Raw genomic sequence first — 17,427 nt, forward strand, 5'->3', positions numbered from 1 at the left:
TAATGAAGACTCAAGAAAGCATGCCTACCACTAAGGTAGAACGTTCGGCTAAATTTGTAAAAACCGGCTTCCAGATTGGTGGCAATTACATTAAACACTACTCTAAAAAAATCTTCAATCCGGCATTAAGTAGGGACGAGTTAAATGAAGATAACGCATCTGACATATACAATTCTTTAAGCGAGCTAAAAGGCTCTGCGTTAAAAATTGCGCAGATGTTAAGCATGGACAAAAATATTTTGCCAAGAGCTTATGTAGATCGTTTCACACAGTCGCAATATAATGCGCCACCTTTATCGGGGCCATTAATTGTGCGCACATTTACCAAAAGCTTTGGCAAAACGCCAGAAAAAATATACGACAAATTTAATATCAAATCTACGCATGCAGCTTCGATTGGCCAAGTGCACGAAGCTGAATTGAATGGCAAAAAGCTTGCGGTAAAAATTCAATATCCGGGTGTTGGCGATAGCATTTCTTCTGATCTTAAATTGGTTAAGCCATTTGCTTTTAGGTTATTAGGCATGAGCGAAAAGGAACTTAACATTTACATTGCCGAAGTTGAAGAACGCTTGTTAGAAGAAACCGATTACGTACGTGAAGTAAGAAGCTCTATCGAGTTTGCAGAAGCCTGTAAAAATTTAAACAATGTAGTTTTCCCCACTTATTATCCTGAGCTTTCTAGCAGTAGAATTATTACAATGGATTGGATTGAAGGATTGCATTTAAAAGAATTTTTGCAATCCAACCCTTCTCAAGAAGTAAAAAATAAAATTGGCCAGGCCTTATGGGATTTTTACAACTTTCAGCAACATGAGTTGAGAAAGGTACACGCCGACCCACACCCCGGGAATTTTCTGATTACGAAAGATGAAAAGTTAGGCGCCATAGATTTTGGTTGCATAAAGGAAATGCCAGACGATTTTTACTATCCTTTTTTCTCGCTAACCTCTACCGATTTATTTGAAGACAAGGAAAAAACAATTGAAGCATTTAGGGCATTGCAGATGATTTTGCCGAATGATAGCCCTGCACAAATTGAGTTTTATTATAAATCTTATAAGGAAATGATTTCGCTATTCGCTAAACCTTATGTAACCAATACGTTCGATTTTAGCGAAGAACAATTTTTTGAAGATTTGTATACCTATGGCGAAAAAGTTGCCAAAATGCCGGAGTTTAAACAAGCACGAGGTGTGAAACATTTCATTTATATTAACCGTACCAACTTTGGCCTGTACAATATTTTGCATGAGCTAAAAGCCACTGTAAGAACTGACACTTTTAAGCCACATGTTTAAATAACAAATGTAGATCTTGATTGTTATTGGATTAATCATTTCTAACAATCATGAAAATACTACTTACAGGCGCAAATGGCTACATTGGCACACGACTATTACCAGTTTTACTTGAGCAAGGTTATGAAGTGGTATGCATGGTTCGCGACCCGCGTAGGTTTGCCTTAGAGAGCGATTTTGGTGAAAAGGTAAAAATAATTACAGGCGACTTATTAAAACCAGAAAGTTTACAAAATATTCCAAATGATATTGAGGCTTGCTACTATTTGGTGCATTCTATGTCTGGTAGTGGAAAGGATTTTTCTGATTTGGAACTGCAGTCTGCCAAGAACTTTGTTAATGCCATAACAACCACGCAATGCAAACAAGTAATTTACCTAACAGGTATTGTAAACGATGCTGAGCTATCTAAACATTTAAGTTCTCGGCTTGCTGTTGAAGATGAACTTAAAAATTCTGGCATCAATTATTCCATTTTAAGAGCTGCAATTATTATCGGCTCGGGTTCTGCGTCCTTCGAAATAATTAGGGATTTAGCCGAAAAATTGCCCGTAATGGTTGCGCCTAAATGGGTAAGAACAAAATGCCAACCCATTGCCATTAGAGATGTTTTAGGCTATTTATGTGGCGTGTTGGCAAACGAACAGGCCTATAAGCAGGTATTTGATATCGGTGGCCCCGACATTTTAACCTACAAACAGATGATTTTGCAATATGCCGAGTCTAGAGGTTTAAAGAGATACATTTTTACTGTCCCGGTTTTAACGCCAAAACTTTCATCCCTCTGGTTAAATTTAGTAACTGCGGTTCCCTATTCACTTGCCCGAAGTTTGGTAGACAGCATGAAAGTTGAGGTAGTTTGCCAAAACGACGCTATTAAAAAAGTGGTTCCACGAAACTGCTTAAGTTACAAAGAAGCCTTAAAATTAGCTTTTGAAAAAATTGAGCAAAATTCTATCGTCAGCAGTTGGAAAGACGCTTTAAATAGAGGTTATCTAGAAACTTCTTTTATGGACCAGGTTAAAGTGCCCCAAAACGGAACAGTAGAATATAAAGTTAAAATGCCATTTGAACGCAAGGCGGAAGAGGTTTTTGAAAATATTTGGGGCATTGGCGGTAGCCGAGGCTGGTATTATTTAGACTGGCTTTGGAGTTTGCGAGGATTTTTAGACAAAATGTTTGGAGGGGTAGGCACCAGACGTGGCAGAACCAGCAACGTTAGTTTGCAGGCTGGAGATGTGCTAGATTTTTGGCGGGTGTTATTGGCCGACAAAGCGCATAAACGCCTTTTGCTCTATGCAGAAATGAAAGTGCCTGGAGAGGCTTGGTTAGAGTTAAAAGTGGTTCAGCACCATAACAAATCTTACCTTTCGCAAATTGCAACCTTTAGACCACATGGTTTGTGGGGCCGGGTTTATTGGTACGCCATGTTTCCGTTTCATTTAGTGCTTTTTAAAGGCATGGCGAAACAAATTACAACCTATAAGCCAGAATTACCGAGTTAAAAATAGGATTTTGAGTTGAAAAGCACGGACATGAGTTAATTGGATTGTTCTGTCCCGCTATCCGCTTTACTTCGTGTTCGCTCCTATCGGGTTTAAGAACTTCTTTTCTGCTCCTATGAATGGGTTTATTATCATAGGCTTTAGTATTTAAACGTGACAGCAGTGGAAATCCTTTTTGCTGTACACAATAAACCTCGTAGGTTTTTTAAACCTACGAGGTTTGGATTAAGCACCAACATTCACAAAAAGATTGTAACGAATGGCAGGACAGGTGTTACAACGAAGCACTGCTTTTGCTTTTCAGATTTATAAACATTTTAACCACATAGGCAGGTAGTCTTGCTTGTTTTTCTATGCGCCTTTTGTTAAAGAAATAAGTTAAAACCTAAACATAGTTTCCTTACCGCCAACTTTACCTCCAAAATTTTGGATATTGTAAGTTAAGGTTAACAAGCCGTGGCGACCAAGATTATTAGTTCTCGTATCTCTAATACTGTTTTCGCTAATGCTTATATACCTACGTGTATTGGTATTTAAAATGTCGTTAACCGCAAACTTCAACTGCATTCTATCATTTTTCATAAATAAAAAGGTAAGCGCCGCATTCCATAGCTGTATATTATTGCTAAAACCATTTGCACTTTGGGTGTTGTACATAATTCTATAAGTTGTTTCCCAAACCATTTTTTTAGGTAAACGTACAACCAACTCTGTTTCTCCGGTATGTGTTAGGTAACTTAAATCGTTGAAAAAGTCGCTATCGTAGGCGCTGTTATTGATAGATAGGTTGTAAGATTGTCCTAGCTCAAACTTGTCGTTTAAGTTAATCCGACCATTAACTCTTGGCGTAAAAGATATTACGTGTGCATTACTTCTAACATTATTTACTTCTACAATATTTCTGGAATAGTTAGTCCAAAAACCCAAACCTAAGGTATATTGCCTTTTCATATTCTTAAATTCTTTGGTAATGTTACCGCTGGCATTAAATCTCCAAATTCCATCGGCATTATTAGGCGTATTGGTTTGTATACCTTCGGCACTAATTACTCTTGACATAATTACCCCATCGTTTTGTACACTTCCATTTAAGTTAGCATTATAATTTAAGGAGTTTTTGGTGTCGTACTTATAGAGGTTTAAATTTACTTGATGTGTTTTGGCAGGGCGTAAAGTTGGGTTTCCATTTTGTACAAACAAAGGGTTTGAGTTGTTGGCTACAGGCTGTATATACCTTACATCTGGCTCTCTGAAATTTGGCGAATAGCTTACGTTTAAATCTTTATACCTTATTGTTAATTGAGGCGCAATAAATTGAAAGTTCTGTTCGAACGATGGATTGGTGCTAAAGCTGTTTTCTAGATTTATAGTGTTAAAAACAAAACCCGGTTGAATATTTAAGTCTTTTGTCACTTTCCACCTTAAAGTAGCCCTAGTATTTGTTTTAAAACCAGATTGCATAACAGTTTCGGAAAGTGTTGGCACCATAATATCATAAGTTTGATTTAGAGGGTCTTTATAAAATGTTGTTAACGCGTTTTCGTTATCTATGTAATTTCCGCTAGTAACCAAGCTTAAAGCTAATTTTTTACTAATCGGCTCTGCATAATTTAAGCTTAGGTAGGTACTAAAATTACGAATATTATTGTCTCTTAGTTGATCTATTACCGCAGTTGAGGCAGGATCGTAAAACTGATTAGTAGCGGTATTAAAGTCGTCTCCTAAATTATTTGTTTTAGTTACGTTAACCGATGTGTTTAAATATCGTCCTGCTTTTTTAAAATCCCTCCATAGGCTGGCCGAAATAAAATATTCGGCATTATTTGCCTGTGTGCGACTAGCGTTATTACCCGTGTTTAGCAAATCGTTGTTACCATTTGCACTTCGGGTTTGCAACAGACCTGCATTGCGTATTTGGTTGATTGTTATGGTAGGTTCTACTGTTAGGTTTGTAAGGCTGTCTATTTTCCACTCCGCTCTGGCTCCGATATTATGGTTGTAGCTTTTATTACGCTGATTAGAATTGGTATTGGTTAGTAACTTACTATCTCCTAAATTTTGATCTGCATTTATTAATTGCTCAATGGTATTGTCTACCTGACCGAAGAAATATTTGGCATTTAGCTTTATGCCATTTTTGGTTAAGGTATTAAAATTTGCACCGGCTCCTGCAGATTGTTGCACACCCGAAGACGCACCACCAAAAGAAATATTGTTTAGCGCAAAACCGCCATCAGAGTTTACCATCACAGAATTAATGCCACCTCTAGAGAATCCGCCGATGCGGGAAACATCGCCAATGCTAAAACCTGGCTTATTTATGTTGTTTCCATAGGCCAGTAAACTCACTTGGGTGGTATCTCTAAAGAAACTCATAATACCGCCAGTTTCAAACCTTTCATTCGGTCCGCCACCACCGTAAATTTTGCCAAATGCACCTTGCTTAATTGCCTTTTTAAGTTTTAGATTAATTATTTGAGGTGTATTGCCTGCTAACAAATCGGGATCACGGCGTTTAGCTTCCGGATCGTCTGCAACTTGAATTTTATCGATAATATTTGCCGGGAGATTTTTAGTTGCTATCTGTTGGTCGCCACCGAAGAACTCTTTTCCATCCACCAATATTTTACTAACCGACTTTCCATTAACTTGTATAGAGCCGTCTGAAGCTACAGCAACACCTGGTAGTTTTTTCAAGAGATCTTCTACCACCGCTGTTGGCAAGGTTTTAAAAGACTCTGCATTAAATTCTATGGTGTCTTTACGCACAATAATTGGCGGCCTTTCAGACTGGATTACCACTTCCTTTAAATCGTTTGTTTTCTCGGTAAGCAGTAGTTTACCTAAGTTTAAATCCGGCGAAGCCGATGTAAGTGTAATCTCTTTGCGATATACATTATACATCCAAGCATTTACCACAACCTTATATTTAACACCTAAATCTAGATTAGAAATTTTGAAGACCCCTTTATCATCAGATAATTTGTAATTAGTTAAAACGGTATCGCTTCCTTTATAGATAGAGACCGTTGCGTAATTTAAGGTCAGTTTCTGATTAGCACTATCCAATAATGTTCCGGCTACGCTACCTTTTTGGGCAAAAGCAAAATTAACTGCAAATAGTAAGGTAATGGCAAATAAAATTCTCTTCATAAAATGATTTAAGCTAGGTTTCTATAACTGCTGAATGGTTTCTACCTTACTAAACTAAAAAATTAGTTTTAATAAAGAAACAAATCGCAACAATGTTACGAAACTATCGTAGCTGATCTGATTGGCATGCTGTAAACTTTCAATTCAACTCTAATTTTTACCACATAGATGCATAGTTCTGCCTGTATATGTGTACCTATGTGGTAAATTAAAACACGTTAAAACCTAAACATGGTATCTTTTCCGCCAACTTTACCGCCAAAATTTTGGATGTTGTAAGTTAGTGTTAGCAAACCATGCCTGCCTAAATTATTTATTCTCATATCTCTAGCCGTGTTCTCTGTAATGTAAACGTAACGGCGGTTATTGGTATTTAAGATGTCGTTAACCGATAATTTAAGTTGTAACCTATCGTTTTTCATGAAAAGCGTGGTAACTGCCGCATTCCAGAAACTAATGGTATTGTTTTGCCCATTAAGCGTTTGGGTGTTGTACTGTAAACGGTAATTTGTTTCCCAAACCACTTTTTTCGGAATACGTACAATCAATTCTGTATCACTTCCATGATTGTAATAGTTTAGATTTCTGAAAAAATTATCGGTATAAAAACTTTTGTTAAAGCCAAAACTGTAGGTTTCGCCAAACTCTAACTTATCATTTAGGTTAATCCTTCCGCCTAGCCTAGGTCCGCCATTTATAATTTTACTCTCGCTCATAATGTTATTTACCATTACGTAGCTTTTGTTGTAATTACCCCAATAACCCGCAGTAATGGTAAATTGTCTTTTGGTGGTTTTAAAATCTTTAGAGATATTACCATTACTATGAAACTGCCAAATGCCATCCCGATTGATAGGTGTTACAGTTTGTACACCGCCATCTCCAATTATTCTCGACATAATTACGCCATCGTTTTGCACACTACCACCTAAGTACAGGTTATAGCTCAGTGTTTTTTGGGTATCGTACTTGTACAAATTCATATTCACCTGATGTGTTTTCGAAGGGCGCAAATTGGGGTTACCATTTTGAATATAGAATTGGTTGGTGTTGTTAGCAATTGGTTGCAAGTATCTTACATCAGCCTCTCTAAATGATGGCGAATAACTAAAATTTAAGCTCTTATACCTGATAGTTAATTGCGGTGCAAAAAAATTAAAGTGTTGGTCGAAGTTTTGGTTATTAGCAAATTCGTTTTTTAAATCGATGGTATTAAAAACGAAACCCGGCTGAATATTTAAATTTTTAGTTACCGCCCAACGCAAACTTAACCTGTTATTTGTTTTGTAACCACTTTGAATTACCGTTTCGCTAAGGTTTGGTACTGCAATATCGTAATCTTGATTGTTTGGATTTCTGAAAAAAGTTACCAAGGCATTTTCATTATCAATGTAATTTGCACTGCTTGCAATGCTTAGCGTTAAAACTTTACTAAGAGGTTCGCTATAGTTTCCATTTAGGTTAATGTTAAAATTAGATATGTTATTATCCCTCAATTGGTCTAACAGCACAGCTGGATTTGCCGGCAAGTAAAAATTGCTCTCGTTAATATTATAATTATCCGTTAAATTATCCCTTTGCGATACATTTAAGGTAAGATTTAAAGATCTTCCTTTTTTCTTAAAATCTTTCCAAAGGTTTGTACTTAGATTATAATCGTTGGTTCTTCCTTTTGATCTAGAAATGTTGTTACCGTCGCTTTCTAGCTGAAGATTGTTGTTAAAGGTAGAAGTAACCAATGTTCCATCACTGTCCGCAATTCCTATAGATATGTTTGGTTCGATAGTTAGCGTAGTTAAACTATCTAGCTTAGCTTCTATTCTACCTCCAAAATTATGGCTGTAATTGATGCTGTTTTGTAACGATTGGCTGTTAATAAATAGTCGTCTATCTCCTAATGTCTGATCGATATCGGTTTGTGTATTATTAAAATTGTCGCTGTAACCCAAAAAGTATTTTCCGTTAATTTTAACACCCTTTTTTGTGAGGGTATTAAAGTTTGCTCCACCACCTGCAGATTTTTGTACGCCACCATTCATAGAACCTCCGAAAGAAATTCCGTTCAGAGAAAAACCGCCGTCTGAATTAATTGATGTCGAATTTACACCAGACCTTTGAAAACCACCAATACGCATAACATCGCCAATACTAAAGCCCGGCTTATTAACATTGTTGCCATAACCTAATACACTAACTTGGGTCGTATCTCTAAAAAAATTCATGATACCACCGGCTTCAAAAAGCTCTTTCGGACCGCCACCGGCATAAAATTTACCAAAAGCGCCACTCTTGATTGCTTTCTTTAGTTTTAGGTTGATGATTTGCGGTATGTTACCTGCAACTATATCGGGATCTCTTCGCTTTGCTTCCGGATCGTCGCTTAATTGCACTTTGTCAATAATATTAGCTGGCAGATTTTTAGTCGCAATTTGCTGGTCGCCACCAAAAAACTCTTTTCCATCAACTAATATTTTACTAACGGATTTGCCGTTGACCATTATTCCGCCATTTGCATCGATAGCTACACCAGGCAACTTTTTCAATAAATCTTCAACTACCGCACTAGGCAATGTTTTAAAAGATTCGGCATTAAATTCTATGGTATCTTTACGTACAACAACCGGCGGTCGTTCAGACATAATAACTACTTCATTTAGGTCGTTACGTTTTTCTGCCAATGCTAAAACACCGACATTTAGGTTCGGCTCTGTGCCGGTAATAATAATTTCCTTACGGAAGATATTATACATCCAAGCGTTAATCACTAAACGATATTTTACACCTAACTCTAAGTTTACGATTTTAAATACACCTTTATCATCTGATAATTTATAAGTGGTTAAAACGGTATCTGTTCCTTTAAAAACAGAAATGGTAGCATAATTTAAAGTGGTTTTGCGGTTAGCGCTATCAACCAAAGTTCCTGTAACGGTTCCTTTTTGGGCAAACAACAAGTTGCCAATTAACATTAAGGCGAGGGCAAGTAAAATTTTCTTCATAAAATGGGTTAAAAACAACTAAGAGACGCAAGACTTCCTGGAATGTTGCATCACTAACTAAATGGCATAAAAAACTACGAACCATTTCGTATGAAACTAATGTACGAAAAGTTTCGTAAAATAAAATTTTCATTAATTTTTTGTGTGATTAATTAAAATCGACACTGCACGAAAGTAAAATTTTATGCTTTTTGGCTTTAGAAAATGTGATGAAGATGCGCTAAAATGTGACGAGTGCACAATTTAAGAGAAAGAAAAACAAAAGGATATTTCTTGCAGATGTACACAGAAAAAAATCGCCCTATGTTCGCCCTCCGCTGCCTGTGTTCAACTGCATAAGAAACAGCGAAAATCTGCGAGATAATTGCTACAATTTTACCAATAAATTTGTGTTGATCTGCGCATATCTTTGGTCAACCTTACAATAAAATTTTACTGCTTACTTCTTTATCAATAGTGATGTAACCAGGATATTTAACCAATCCGCCACCCACCATAATAGATGGGCGAATTTTTAAAGTAACCATTCCCTTTTTTTCAGTACCAGAACTATTCGCTTTCAGAAATTCTGTAATGTCTGACATAACAGTTCCATCTACCAAAAATTTGTAAATATTAGTGTTTAGCTGGACTGGAACTCGTGTGGTTTGCCCCGCTTCTATGCTTACCCTTTGATCTACCGTACCATTGGCAATTTCTTGTTTGTTTATTAAAATGATATAATCAAAATTATTAATAGCTGCCAGGGTATTAGACGGATTTGAAATCTCTAAATTTAAATTCGCCCTTAACGGAATATCTTTTCGTAAATAACCTAAGGCTAATGAAGGTAGACCGGTTAAATCAATATTATTTCCTTTAATCAGTTTCTGAATATCTGTTCCTGCAACTGAAATATTAGTAGCATCAAGTAATCTATAATCGCACTTTTCTAAGGCTTTTATCTGTTGCGCTTGTTTGTTTACACTACACGATCCTAAACCTACAATTAGCAGTAAACCAAAAAATATTCTTTTCATTTTTTTATAACGATTATTTGAACACTAAGGTATACTCAACTTTAGTACCAAAACAAATTTTGGCAAGCTAAATTGTTACGTAAACATAAAAACCCTTCACCTGTGTTATCTCAAATTTTAATTAATTTAGGGGCTTTGAACCTTTATGAAACACCTAAGCCAACTTTTCATCTTACTGTTTTTTCCGTACGTTTTAAATGCGCAAATGCAACAACTCAATGCTGCAGAAATAGCATCGGGCATTGCCAAGTTAAATGTAAAAGCAAGTGTTTTGTACATAGCAGCGCACCCAGACGACGAAAACACAAGACTTTTAGCTTACTTAGCAAAAGAAGCAAATGTAAGAGCCGGTTATTTATCTTTAACCAGAGGTGATGGCGGTCAAAATCTGATTGGTAACGAACAAGCAGAACTTTTAGGCCTAATACGCACACAAGAACTATTGGCCGCCAGAAGTGTGGATGGTGCAGAGCAGTTTTTTACCAGAGCAAACGACTTCGGCTTTTCTAAAACACCAGAAGAGAGTTTTAAAATTTGGGGTAAGGAACAAATTTTGGCAGATGTGGTGTGGGTAATCAGAAAGTTTAAACCCGATGTTATCATCACTCGTTTTCCGGAAGATTCCAGAGCTGGACACGGACACCACTCGGGTTCTGCTATTTTAGCTAGAGAAGCTTTTATCGCGGCAGCAGATGCAAAACGTTTTCCAGAGCAACTAAAATATGTACAACCTTGGCAGGCAAAACGCATACTCTGGAATACTTTTAATTTCGGCAGTACAAACACCACGGCACCAGATCAGCTAAAAATTGATGTAGGTTTGTTTAATCCGCTATTAGGAAAAAGCTATGGCGAAATTGCTGCAATTAGCAGAACGAACCATAAAAGCCAAGGTTTTGGGTCAGCTTTGCAACGTGGCGAAGCTTACGAATATTTTAGTCATGTAGCGGGAGAAAAAGCTACAAAGACTTTATTAGATGGCGTAAATACAGAATGGGAAAACCCGCAAATTAAATCGCAATTAGCTAAAATTAGCAAAGAATATCAGGTAAACAATCCTTCCAAATCCATTTCTGCTTTAATTGAATTAAAAAGATTAGTTAAAAATCAAAACTTTAATCATAAGCTTTTAGATGATTTGATTTTAGCTTGCGCCGGAATTTGGGTGGAAGCAAATACAGCCTCAAATACTTATGCCAAAGGCGATGAAATAAGCTTAAGGTTACAAGCAATTTCGAGAATAGCAGACGTTACCATGCTATTTAATGACAAACAAGTAAAGTTAAAAGCGAATGATTTGCAAAGCTTCAATCAAAATATTGACACTAAGGATTTAAAGATTACGCAACCTTACTGGCTCACGCAAAATCATCCAATAGGGCAGTTTAAAATAGAAAACCCATTAGATGTTGGTTATCCTGAAAACCCTAATCCGTTGAACGTAAAATTTAAATTGTTAATTAACGGGGAAACTTTCGATTTGAGCACACCTTTAGTTTTTAAATCTACCGACCCAATAAAAGGCGAACGTTACCAGCCTTTGGTAATTGCGCCAAAAGTAACTGCAACTTTAAGCGAGAAAGCCTACATATTTAATAGCGAAGCACCAAAACCGATTACAGTAAGTCTAAAATCTTTTACTGACAATGCTAAAGGCACGCTAACGCTTCAGTTACCTAGCGGATGGGAAAGCACACCAGAAAAAATCGATTTTAACTTATTAAAAAAAGGCGATGAACAAACTGTGGTATTTGCCATAACACCTGGTAAACAAGCCAGTGGAAATGTTGTGGCAACTGTAAACATTTATGGAGAAAATGAAAGCAAAGGTTTAAAAATCATCAGCTACGATCATATCCCGAACATTACCATATTTCCGGAAGCTACTGCAAGATTAGAAAAAATAGACTTAAAGGTAATTGGCAACAAAATCGCTTATATAGATGGTGCCGGCGATCTTGTTCCAGACGCATTAAGGGAAATGGGTTACAACGTTACTCATTTAAACCCTACTCAGGTTTTAACGAGCGATTTAAGCAGTTACAATGCTGTAGTTGTTGGCGTTCGTTTTTACAACATTAACACCGAAGCAAAACTTGTACAACCGAAGTTATTAAATTATGTTGAAAACGGTGGCACTTTATTGATACAATACAATGTAAACAACGGTTTAAAGATTAACGATATTGGTCCTTATCCTTTTAAATTGGTAAATAAACGAGTTACTGAAGAAGATGCGAAAGTTACTTTCATAGACCCGAAAAATCCAGCTTTAAATTATCCAAATAAAATAACAGAAAAGGATTTTGAAGGTTGGGTACAAGAGCGTGGTCTGTATTTTGCAACTGATATCGACCCAAAATATCAAACTATATTTAATATGAACGATACTGGCGAACAAGCTAGCGATGGTTCATTATTAATTGCAAATTACGGTAGAGGTAAATTCGTTTACACTTCTCTGGTTTTCTTTAGAGAGCTGCCAGCCGGCGTACCTGGAGCATATAGGTTATTTGCAAATTTGTTAGCTCCAAAACAGCCCTAATGTCTGAACTGTGATTTTGTAATTAATTGATTTAATATGATTAACAAAAATAATGATTTACCTCCTTTTGTAAAAACTTGGAAACAGTTTTACATCTTGCTTGTAATTTGGCTAATCATATTAATTGCATCGTTTTACGCCTTTACTAACTATTTCCAATGAGCTATATAGATTGGGCAGTATTGTTAGTTACCATCCTTGCAATTATAGGTTACGGGGTTTACAAAAGCCGAGGCGAGCAAAGCATGGACGCGTATTTGTTAGGCAACCAAAGTATGCCTTGGTACACGGTTTGCCTTTCGGTAATGGCAACACAGGCTAGCGCAATAACATTTCTCTCCGCTCCCGGCTTGGCTTATACATCTGGCATGAGCTTCGTGCAGTTTTATTTTGGCTTGCCATTAGCGATGATTGTACTATGCGTTGCGTTTGTTCCAATTTTTCACCGATTAAAAGTTTACACGGCTTACGAATATTTAGAGCAACGCTTCGATTTAAATACTAGAGCACTAACTGCTTTTTTATTTCTTATCCAAAGGGGATTATCTACCGGAATAACTATTTATGCGCCTTCCATTATTCTATCAACTATTTTAAATATCGATACCACAATAACCACTTTATTTATTGGCGGATTGGTAGTTTTTTATACCGTTTACGGAGGTACAAAAGCCGTTTCTTACACGCAGTTATTACAAATGAGCATTATTTTTTGCGGCATGTTTGCTGCCGGAATAATGGTGGTGCACCTTTTACCTGGAAATGTAGGTTTCGAAAAAGCCATCAGCATTGCTGGAAAAATGGGTCGTACAAATGCCATAGATTTTAACTTCGATTGGAAAAACCCTTATAATATTTGGAGCGGAATTATTGGCGGTTTTTTCTTGCAACTCTCTTATTTTGGTACCGACCAAAGTCAGGTTGGGCGTTATTTAAGCGGTGCCTCTGTTGGGCAAAGCCGATTGGCCTTGTTAATGAATGGTTTGGTTAAAATCCCCATGCAGTTTTTAATTTTATTAATCGGTGTGCTGGTTTTTACCTTTTATCAGTATAATAAAGCACCTTTATTTTTTAATAGTTACGAGTTAAATAAGCTAGAAAAAAGCGAATACAAAGCAGAGCTGGATAAAATTCAGCTCGATTATAACAATGCTTTCGCTACTAAAAAAGTTGAGGTAGAAAAATTAGACAAAGCTTTAGACGCCAACGATCAATCCAAAATAGATCTACAGCGTATCGCAGTAAAAAAAGCCGATGAAGAAACCAAAAGCATTAGAAAAGAGCTTACTGATTTAATGACTAAAAACGACGAGAAAGCAAATACAAACGACAATAATTACATTTTTTTAAGTTTTGTAACGCAGTATCTCCCAAAGGGATTAATTGGTCTTCTGATTGCGATTATCTTCTTAGCATCTATGGGTTCTACAGCTAGTGCGTTAAATTCATTGGCATCTACAAGTGTGGTAGATATTTACAAAAGATTAATTAATAAAGACGCTACTGATAGAGAATATGTAAAAGCTTCTCGTTGGAGCACTATAATTTGGGGAGTAGTTTGTATTGTGATGGCATTATTTGCCAGTAAAATCGGCAATTTATTAGAAGCTGTAAATATCCTAGGCTCCTTTATTTACGGTACTATTCTAGGTGTTTTCGTAGTGGCTTTTTATCTAAAATCTGTAAAAGGCAAAGCTGTTTTTTACGCAGCCATTTTAGCCGAAATTATTGTTTGCATTTTAGGATTTAACGATGTGGTTGCCTTTTTATGGCTCAACGTTATTGGATGTTTGTTGGTGGTAATTTTTGCTTTGGTTGTGCAGGGGTTAATGGGTGAAAAGGCTACTGATTTGCAGAATAATTAACAAAAAATCCCATAAATAACCTAACACCCTACTAATCGACGATCCGTCATTCCCAACTTGATTGGGAATCGTAATGCTAAAAAAAACCGCTCCAACAAATTGAAACGGTTTAATATTTACTCAAGATTAAGAACTATCGACTCCGGACTTATTTCTTTGTCTCTGCTAATAATTGCGTATTTAATCTGATGTATTCATCATTTTTCATATTAGTTGCCAAAGCAAGTCCTGCCTTTGCACTTTCTGCAGCTGCAGCTTTATCTCCACTTTTTAACTGCATTTTACCTAACCATAATTTTGTCCAAGGCATTTTAGGTTCAGCTTTATCAGCTTCTAACATCCAATTTAAAGCAGTTTTTAAATCTTTGCCATTGGTAAAATAATAAATTGCTGCTTGCATATATGGTTTCTTCTCGCCTTTCATCGCCTCAGTAATATTTGCCATAGCTTTAGTATCAACATCAGTAGTTAAATTTACGGAAACGGCTGTGTTTTCCCAAGCTAAATTTAAAGTGGCTTTGCTTTCAGTTACGTTTGCAAATTGCATGGTAAAAGTTTCAGTTAATTCTTTCGTCGCTATTGGCTTAACTTTCACACGTAAGGCGTCATCTTTTTGATCGTAAGTGTAGGCGCCCCACTGTTTAGCGTTCTTGTTAAAGATAATGGTCCATTCGTTTTTGCTAGGAATAGAAAACAAACTGTATTCGCCTGCTGGCAAATCTTTACCTTCTATTTTAACGGCTTCTGTAAACGTAATTACCGTGTTTGCATTAGCTCCCGTTCTCCAAACCTTATCCATTGGCTCCATGCCGCCAAACATTTTACGCCCTTTAACATTTGGCCTGGCATACACTAATGTTACTTTTCCTAATCCAAACTCTTGGATAATGGTCTGTGTGCTACTTGGCGAAGGCAATTTAACTTGCGCATTTAAGCTATTGTTCACTCCTAATGCCACTAAAAGCATTAGTATCGTTTTTGTAAATTTCATTTTGTTTGATTTTGAATTTCCAGTCAAAATTACAAAATAAAATCAATCGCTAAATGATTGTAAAGAAACCTAGACAATAAGAAATTATAAATCAAAAACCATATTTTAGTAGAAATATAGAGTCAATTTAAACTAAAATATAAAATGATGAGAACAACAATCAAATCTATTGCTACATTACTTTTTGTGGCTACCATTTCTTTAAATGCGGTTGCACAAGATACAAAACCAGCTCCAGCTAGTCCTCCTGCAACAGCAACTGGAAAAGTAGGTGCTGCAACGCTTACAATAAACTACAGCAGTCCGGCGGTAAAAGGTCGTGCTATTTGGGGCGGATTAGAGAAATACGACAAAGTTTGGCGTGCTGGTGCAAACAAAACCACTACGTTTGAAACTGATAAAGACATAACCGTTCAAGGTAAAAAATTACCTGCAGGTAAATACAATTTCTTCTTAATCCCTAAAGAAAGTGGTACGTGGACAGCTATTTTCAATAATGAAGTAACTAACACAAATCCATTCAACTATAAAGAAGCAGAGGATCAATTAAGAGTTGATGTTAAAATTAAAGCTTTAAAAGAAAACCAAGAAAGATTGGTTTATAAAATAGATAACAAGGGTTTTGCCTTAGAATGGGAAAAAGTTTCAGTTCCATTAGCTGTTAAATAAATTATACAAAATATTATTTAGCCTCGTAAGTAATTTTACGAGGCTTTTTCTTGATATGGAAATTAAAACGATTGCAATTTTAGGCTGTGGTTGGTTCGGATTACCAATGGCAGCAGAGCTGATAAAAAATGGATATAAAGTTAAAGGTTCTACTACTACTGAAGCTAAGCTGACCATACTTGAAAAAGCCGGAATAATGCCTTATCTGATTGATTTTGAGCACAATTCCTTATCTAAGAACAGTGAATTCTTTAAATGTGATGTTTTGTTAATTGCAATCCCTCCAAAAGCTAAACAAACTGAAGGCTTAAGTTATGCTGAAAAAATAAAACAGGTTGCCGAAATTGCATTAGCAAACGATGTTAAGCAGGTTATACTCATCAGTTCTACCGGAATTTATGCCGACAATAATTTTATTGTTGATGAAACTGTCGCTCCGATCCCAAATACAGTATCAGGAGAAATGTTATACGAAGCCGAAACCGTTTTAAATTCCAATTCGTCTTTTACACGCACTATTATCCGCTTTGCGGGATTAATTGGACCGGGAAGAAATCTTGCCAAGCACTTTGCCGGCAAAGCCGATATAGCCAATGGCTCGGCACCAATAAACCTTATCCACTTAACAGATTGTATCGGACTAACATCTGAAATAATCGAGAAAGGAAAATTTGGCAATGTATACCACGGCGTTTCTCCAAGTCATCCTACGCGGAATGATTTTTACACCCAAGCCTGCATCGCCTCTGGCTTAGAAAAGCCACAATTTTTAAACGAAAAAATAGCGTGGAAACAGATAGAAAGCAAAAACGTACCCGAAGTTTTAGCTTACGAATACGTTTATGCGGATTGGAATAAATATTTTAAGGAACTAGCTGATTAAGCAGTTGCCATTTTAACTACATTTCTGTAAGGGAATGCATTAAAGATATGTCTTCTTGCAAATCTTCCTGGAGAGTCTGCATTAACTAGTTTAATGTACATCGCTCTAGGCACATCGAAATATTCGTAAGCTGCACCGTCAAAAAATTCAATTTTAAGCACAGAGTTTTTGTACTCGAAATCTTGTACGTTAGATAAAGTAGTGGTCTGAATATAATCGTCTTTTGCGTGTGCTAAAGTTTCTGGATCGATACTTAACAAAAAGTTGTAAGCCTCAATAATCTCCTTACTTTTTATTTCAGCTTCAGCTTGTTTTTCTGCATCTGCAGCAAACTTGTCTGGGTGCCAATCTTTCATCAAACCTCTATAAATAGATTTAATTTCTTTCAGCTCCGTAACTTTTGTTACACCTAACGTTTTTCTGTAATCTCCAACTTTTTTCATAAACTAAATTATATATTATTGTTTATGAAATGATTGCAAAATTTTATAACACAA

The 17,427-nt window shown here is 36.4% G+C and carries 11 protein-coding genes; 6 read left to right on the forward strand and 5 right to left on the reverse strand.

The features are described 5' to 3' along the window. Nucleotides 1-2 precede the first annotated feature (2 nt). Together DUT69_RS00385 and DUT69_RS00390 are read left to right on the forward strand one after the other, a co-directional pair. Complete coding sequence (locus DUT69_RS00385; RefSeq protein WP_113651161.1) at nt 3-1,301, forward strand: ABC1 kinase family protein; 1,299 nt, start codon at nt 3-5, stop codon at nt 1,299-1,301. A 50-nt stretch (nt 1,302-1,351) separates the two neighbouring features. After that, the gene (locus DUT69_RS00390) at nt 1,352-2,806 is read left to right on the forward strand and encodes an SDR family oxidoreductase (RefSeq protein WP_113651162.1); all 1,455 of its coding nucleotides are present in this window, start codon (nt 1,352-1,354) and stop codon (nt 2,804-2,806) included. Nucleotides 2,807-3,184: 378 nt separating this feature from the next. Here the strand turns inward: DUT69_RS00390 and DUT69_RS00395 are convergent, their stop codons facing one another. From DUT69_RS00395 to DUT69_RS00405, 3 genes are all read right to left on the reverse strand, one after another. Next, on the reverse strand, nt 3,185-5,959 hold the full coding sequence (locus tag DUT69_RS00395) for an outer membrane beta-barrel protein (RefSeq protein WP_113651163.1): 2,775 nt from the start codon (nt 5,957-5,959) through the stop codon (nt 3,185-3,187). 218 nt (nt 5,960-6,177) lie between these two features. Continuing rightward, nucleotides 6,178-8,958, reverse strand: a complete 2,781-nt coding sequence (locus DUT69_RS00400) for an outer membrane beta-barrel protein (protein ID WP_113651164.1) — start codon at nt 8,956-8,958, stop codon at nt 6,178-6,180. 419 nt (nt 8,959-9,377) lie between these two features. Then, complete coding sequence (locus DUT69_RS00405; RefSeq protein ID WP_113651165.1) at nt 9,378-9,977, reverse strand: LEA type 2 family protein; 600 nt, start codon at nt 9,975-9,977, stop codon at nt 9,378-9,380. Between the two features lie 145 nt (nt 9,978-10,122). On the opposite strand from DUT69_RS00405, the gene DUT69_RS00410 reads away from it, so the two are divergent. Both DUT69_RS00410 and DUT69_RS00415 read left to right on the forward strand, forming a co-directional pair. Beyond that, a complete protein-coding gene (locus tag DUT69_RS00410) occupies nt 10,123-12,522 on the forward strand; it encodes a PIG-L family deacetylase (RefSeq protein WP_113651166.1) in 2,400 nt (799 codons plus the stop codon). 158 nt (nt 12,523-12,680) lie between these two features. After that, nucleotides 12,681-14,387, forward strand: a complete 1,707-nt coding sequence (locus tag DUT69_RS00415) for a sodium:solute symporter (RefSeq protein ID WP_113651167.1) — start codon at nt 12,681-12,683, stop codon at nt 14,385-14,387. Nucleotides 14,388-14,535: 148 nt separating this feature from the next. Here the strand turns inward: DUT69_RS00415 and DUT69_RS00420 are convergent, their stop codons facing one another. After that, a complete protein-coding gene (locus DUT69_RS00420; RefSeq protein WP_113651168.1) occupies nt 14,536-15,378 on the reverse strand; it encodes a DUF2911 domain-containing protein in 843 nt (280 codons plus the stop codon). A gap of 144 nt (nt 15,379-15,522) precedes the next feature. Between DUT69_RS00420 and DUT69_RS00425 the strand changes: the two genes are divergently transcribed. Both DUT69_RS00425 and DUT69_RS00430 read left to right on the forward strand, forming a co-directional pair. After that, nucleotides 15,523-16,047, forward strand: a complete 525-nt coding sequence (locus tag DUT69_RS00425; RefSeq protein ID WP_240186615.1) for a DUF2911 domain-containing protein — start codon at nt 15,523-15,525, stop codon at nt 16,045-16,047. A gap of 55 nt (nt 16,048-16,102) precedes the next feature. After that, nucleotides 16,103-16,930 (forward strand): NAD(P)H-binding protein, encoded by an 828-nt coding sequence (locus tag DUT69_RS00430; protein ID WP_113651169.1) that lies wholly within the window; start codon nt 16,103-16,105, stop codon nt 16,928-16,930. Here DUT69_RS00430 and DUT69_RS00435 read toward each other — a convergent pair. Beyond that, nucleotides 16,927-17,373 carry a KTSC domain-containing protein gene (locus DUT69_RS00435; protein WP_113651170.1) on the reverse strand — a complete coding sequence of 149 codons (447 nt, stop codon included), beginning with the start codon at nt 17,371-17,373 and terminating at the stop codon, nt 16,927-16,929. The genes DUT69_RS00430 and DUT69_RS00435 overlap by 4 nt on opposite strands. Nucleotides 17,374-17,427 lie beyond the last annotated feature (54 nt).

The organism is Pedobacter namyangjuensis, from assembly GCF_003313325.1.
In the GTDB taxonomy this organism is placed as follows: domain Bacteria; phylum Bacteroidota; class Bacteroidia; order Sphingobacteriales; family Sphingobacteriaceae; genus Pedobacter; species Pedobacter namyangjuensis.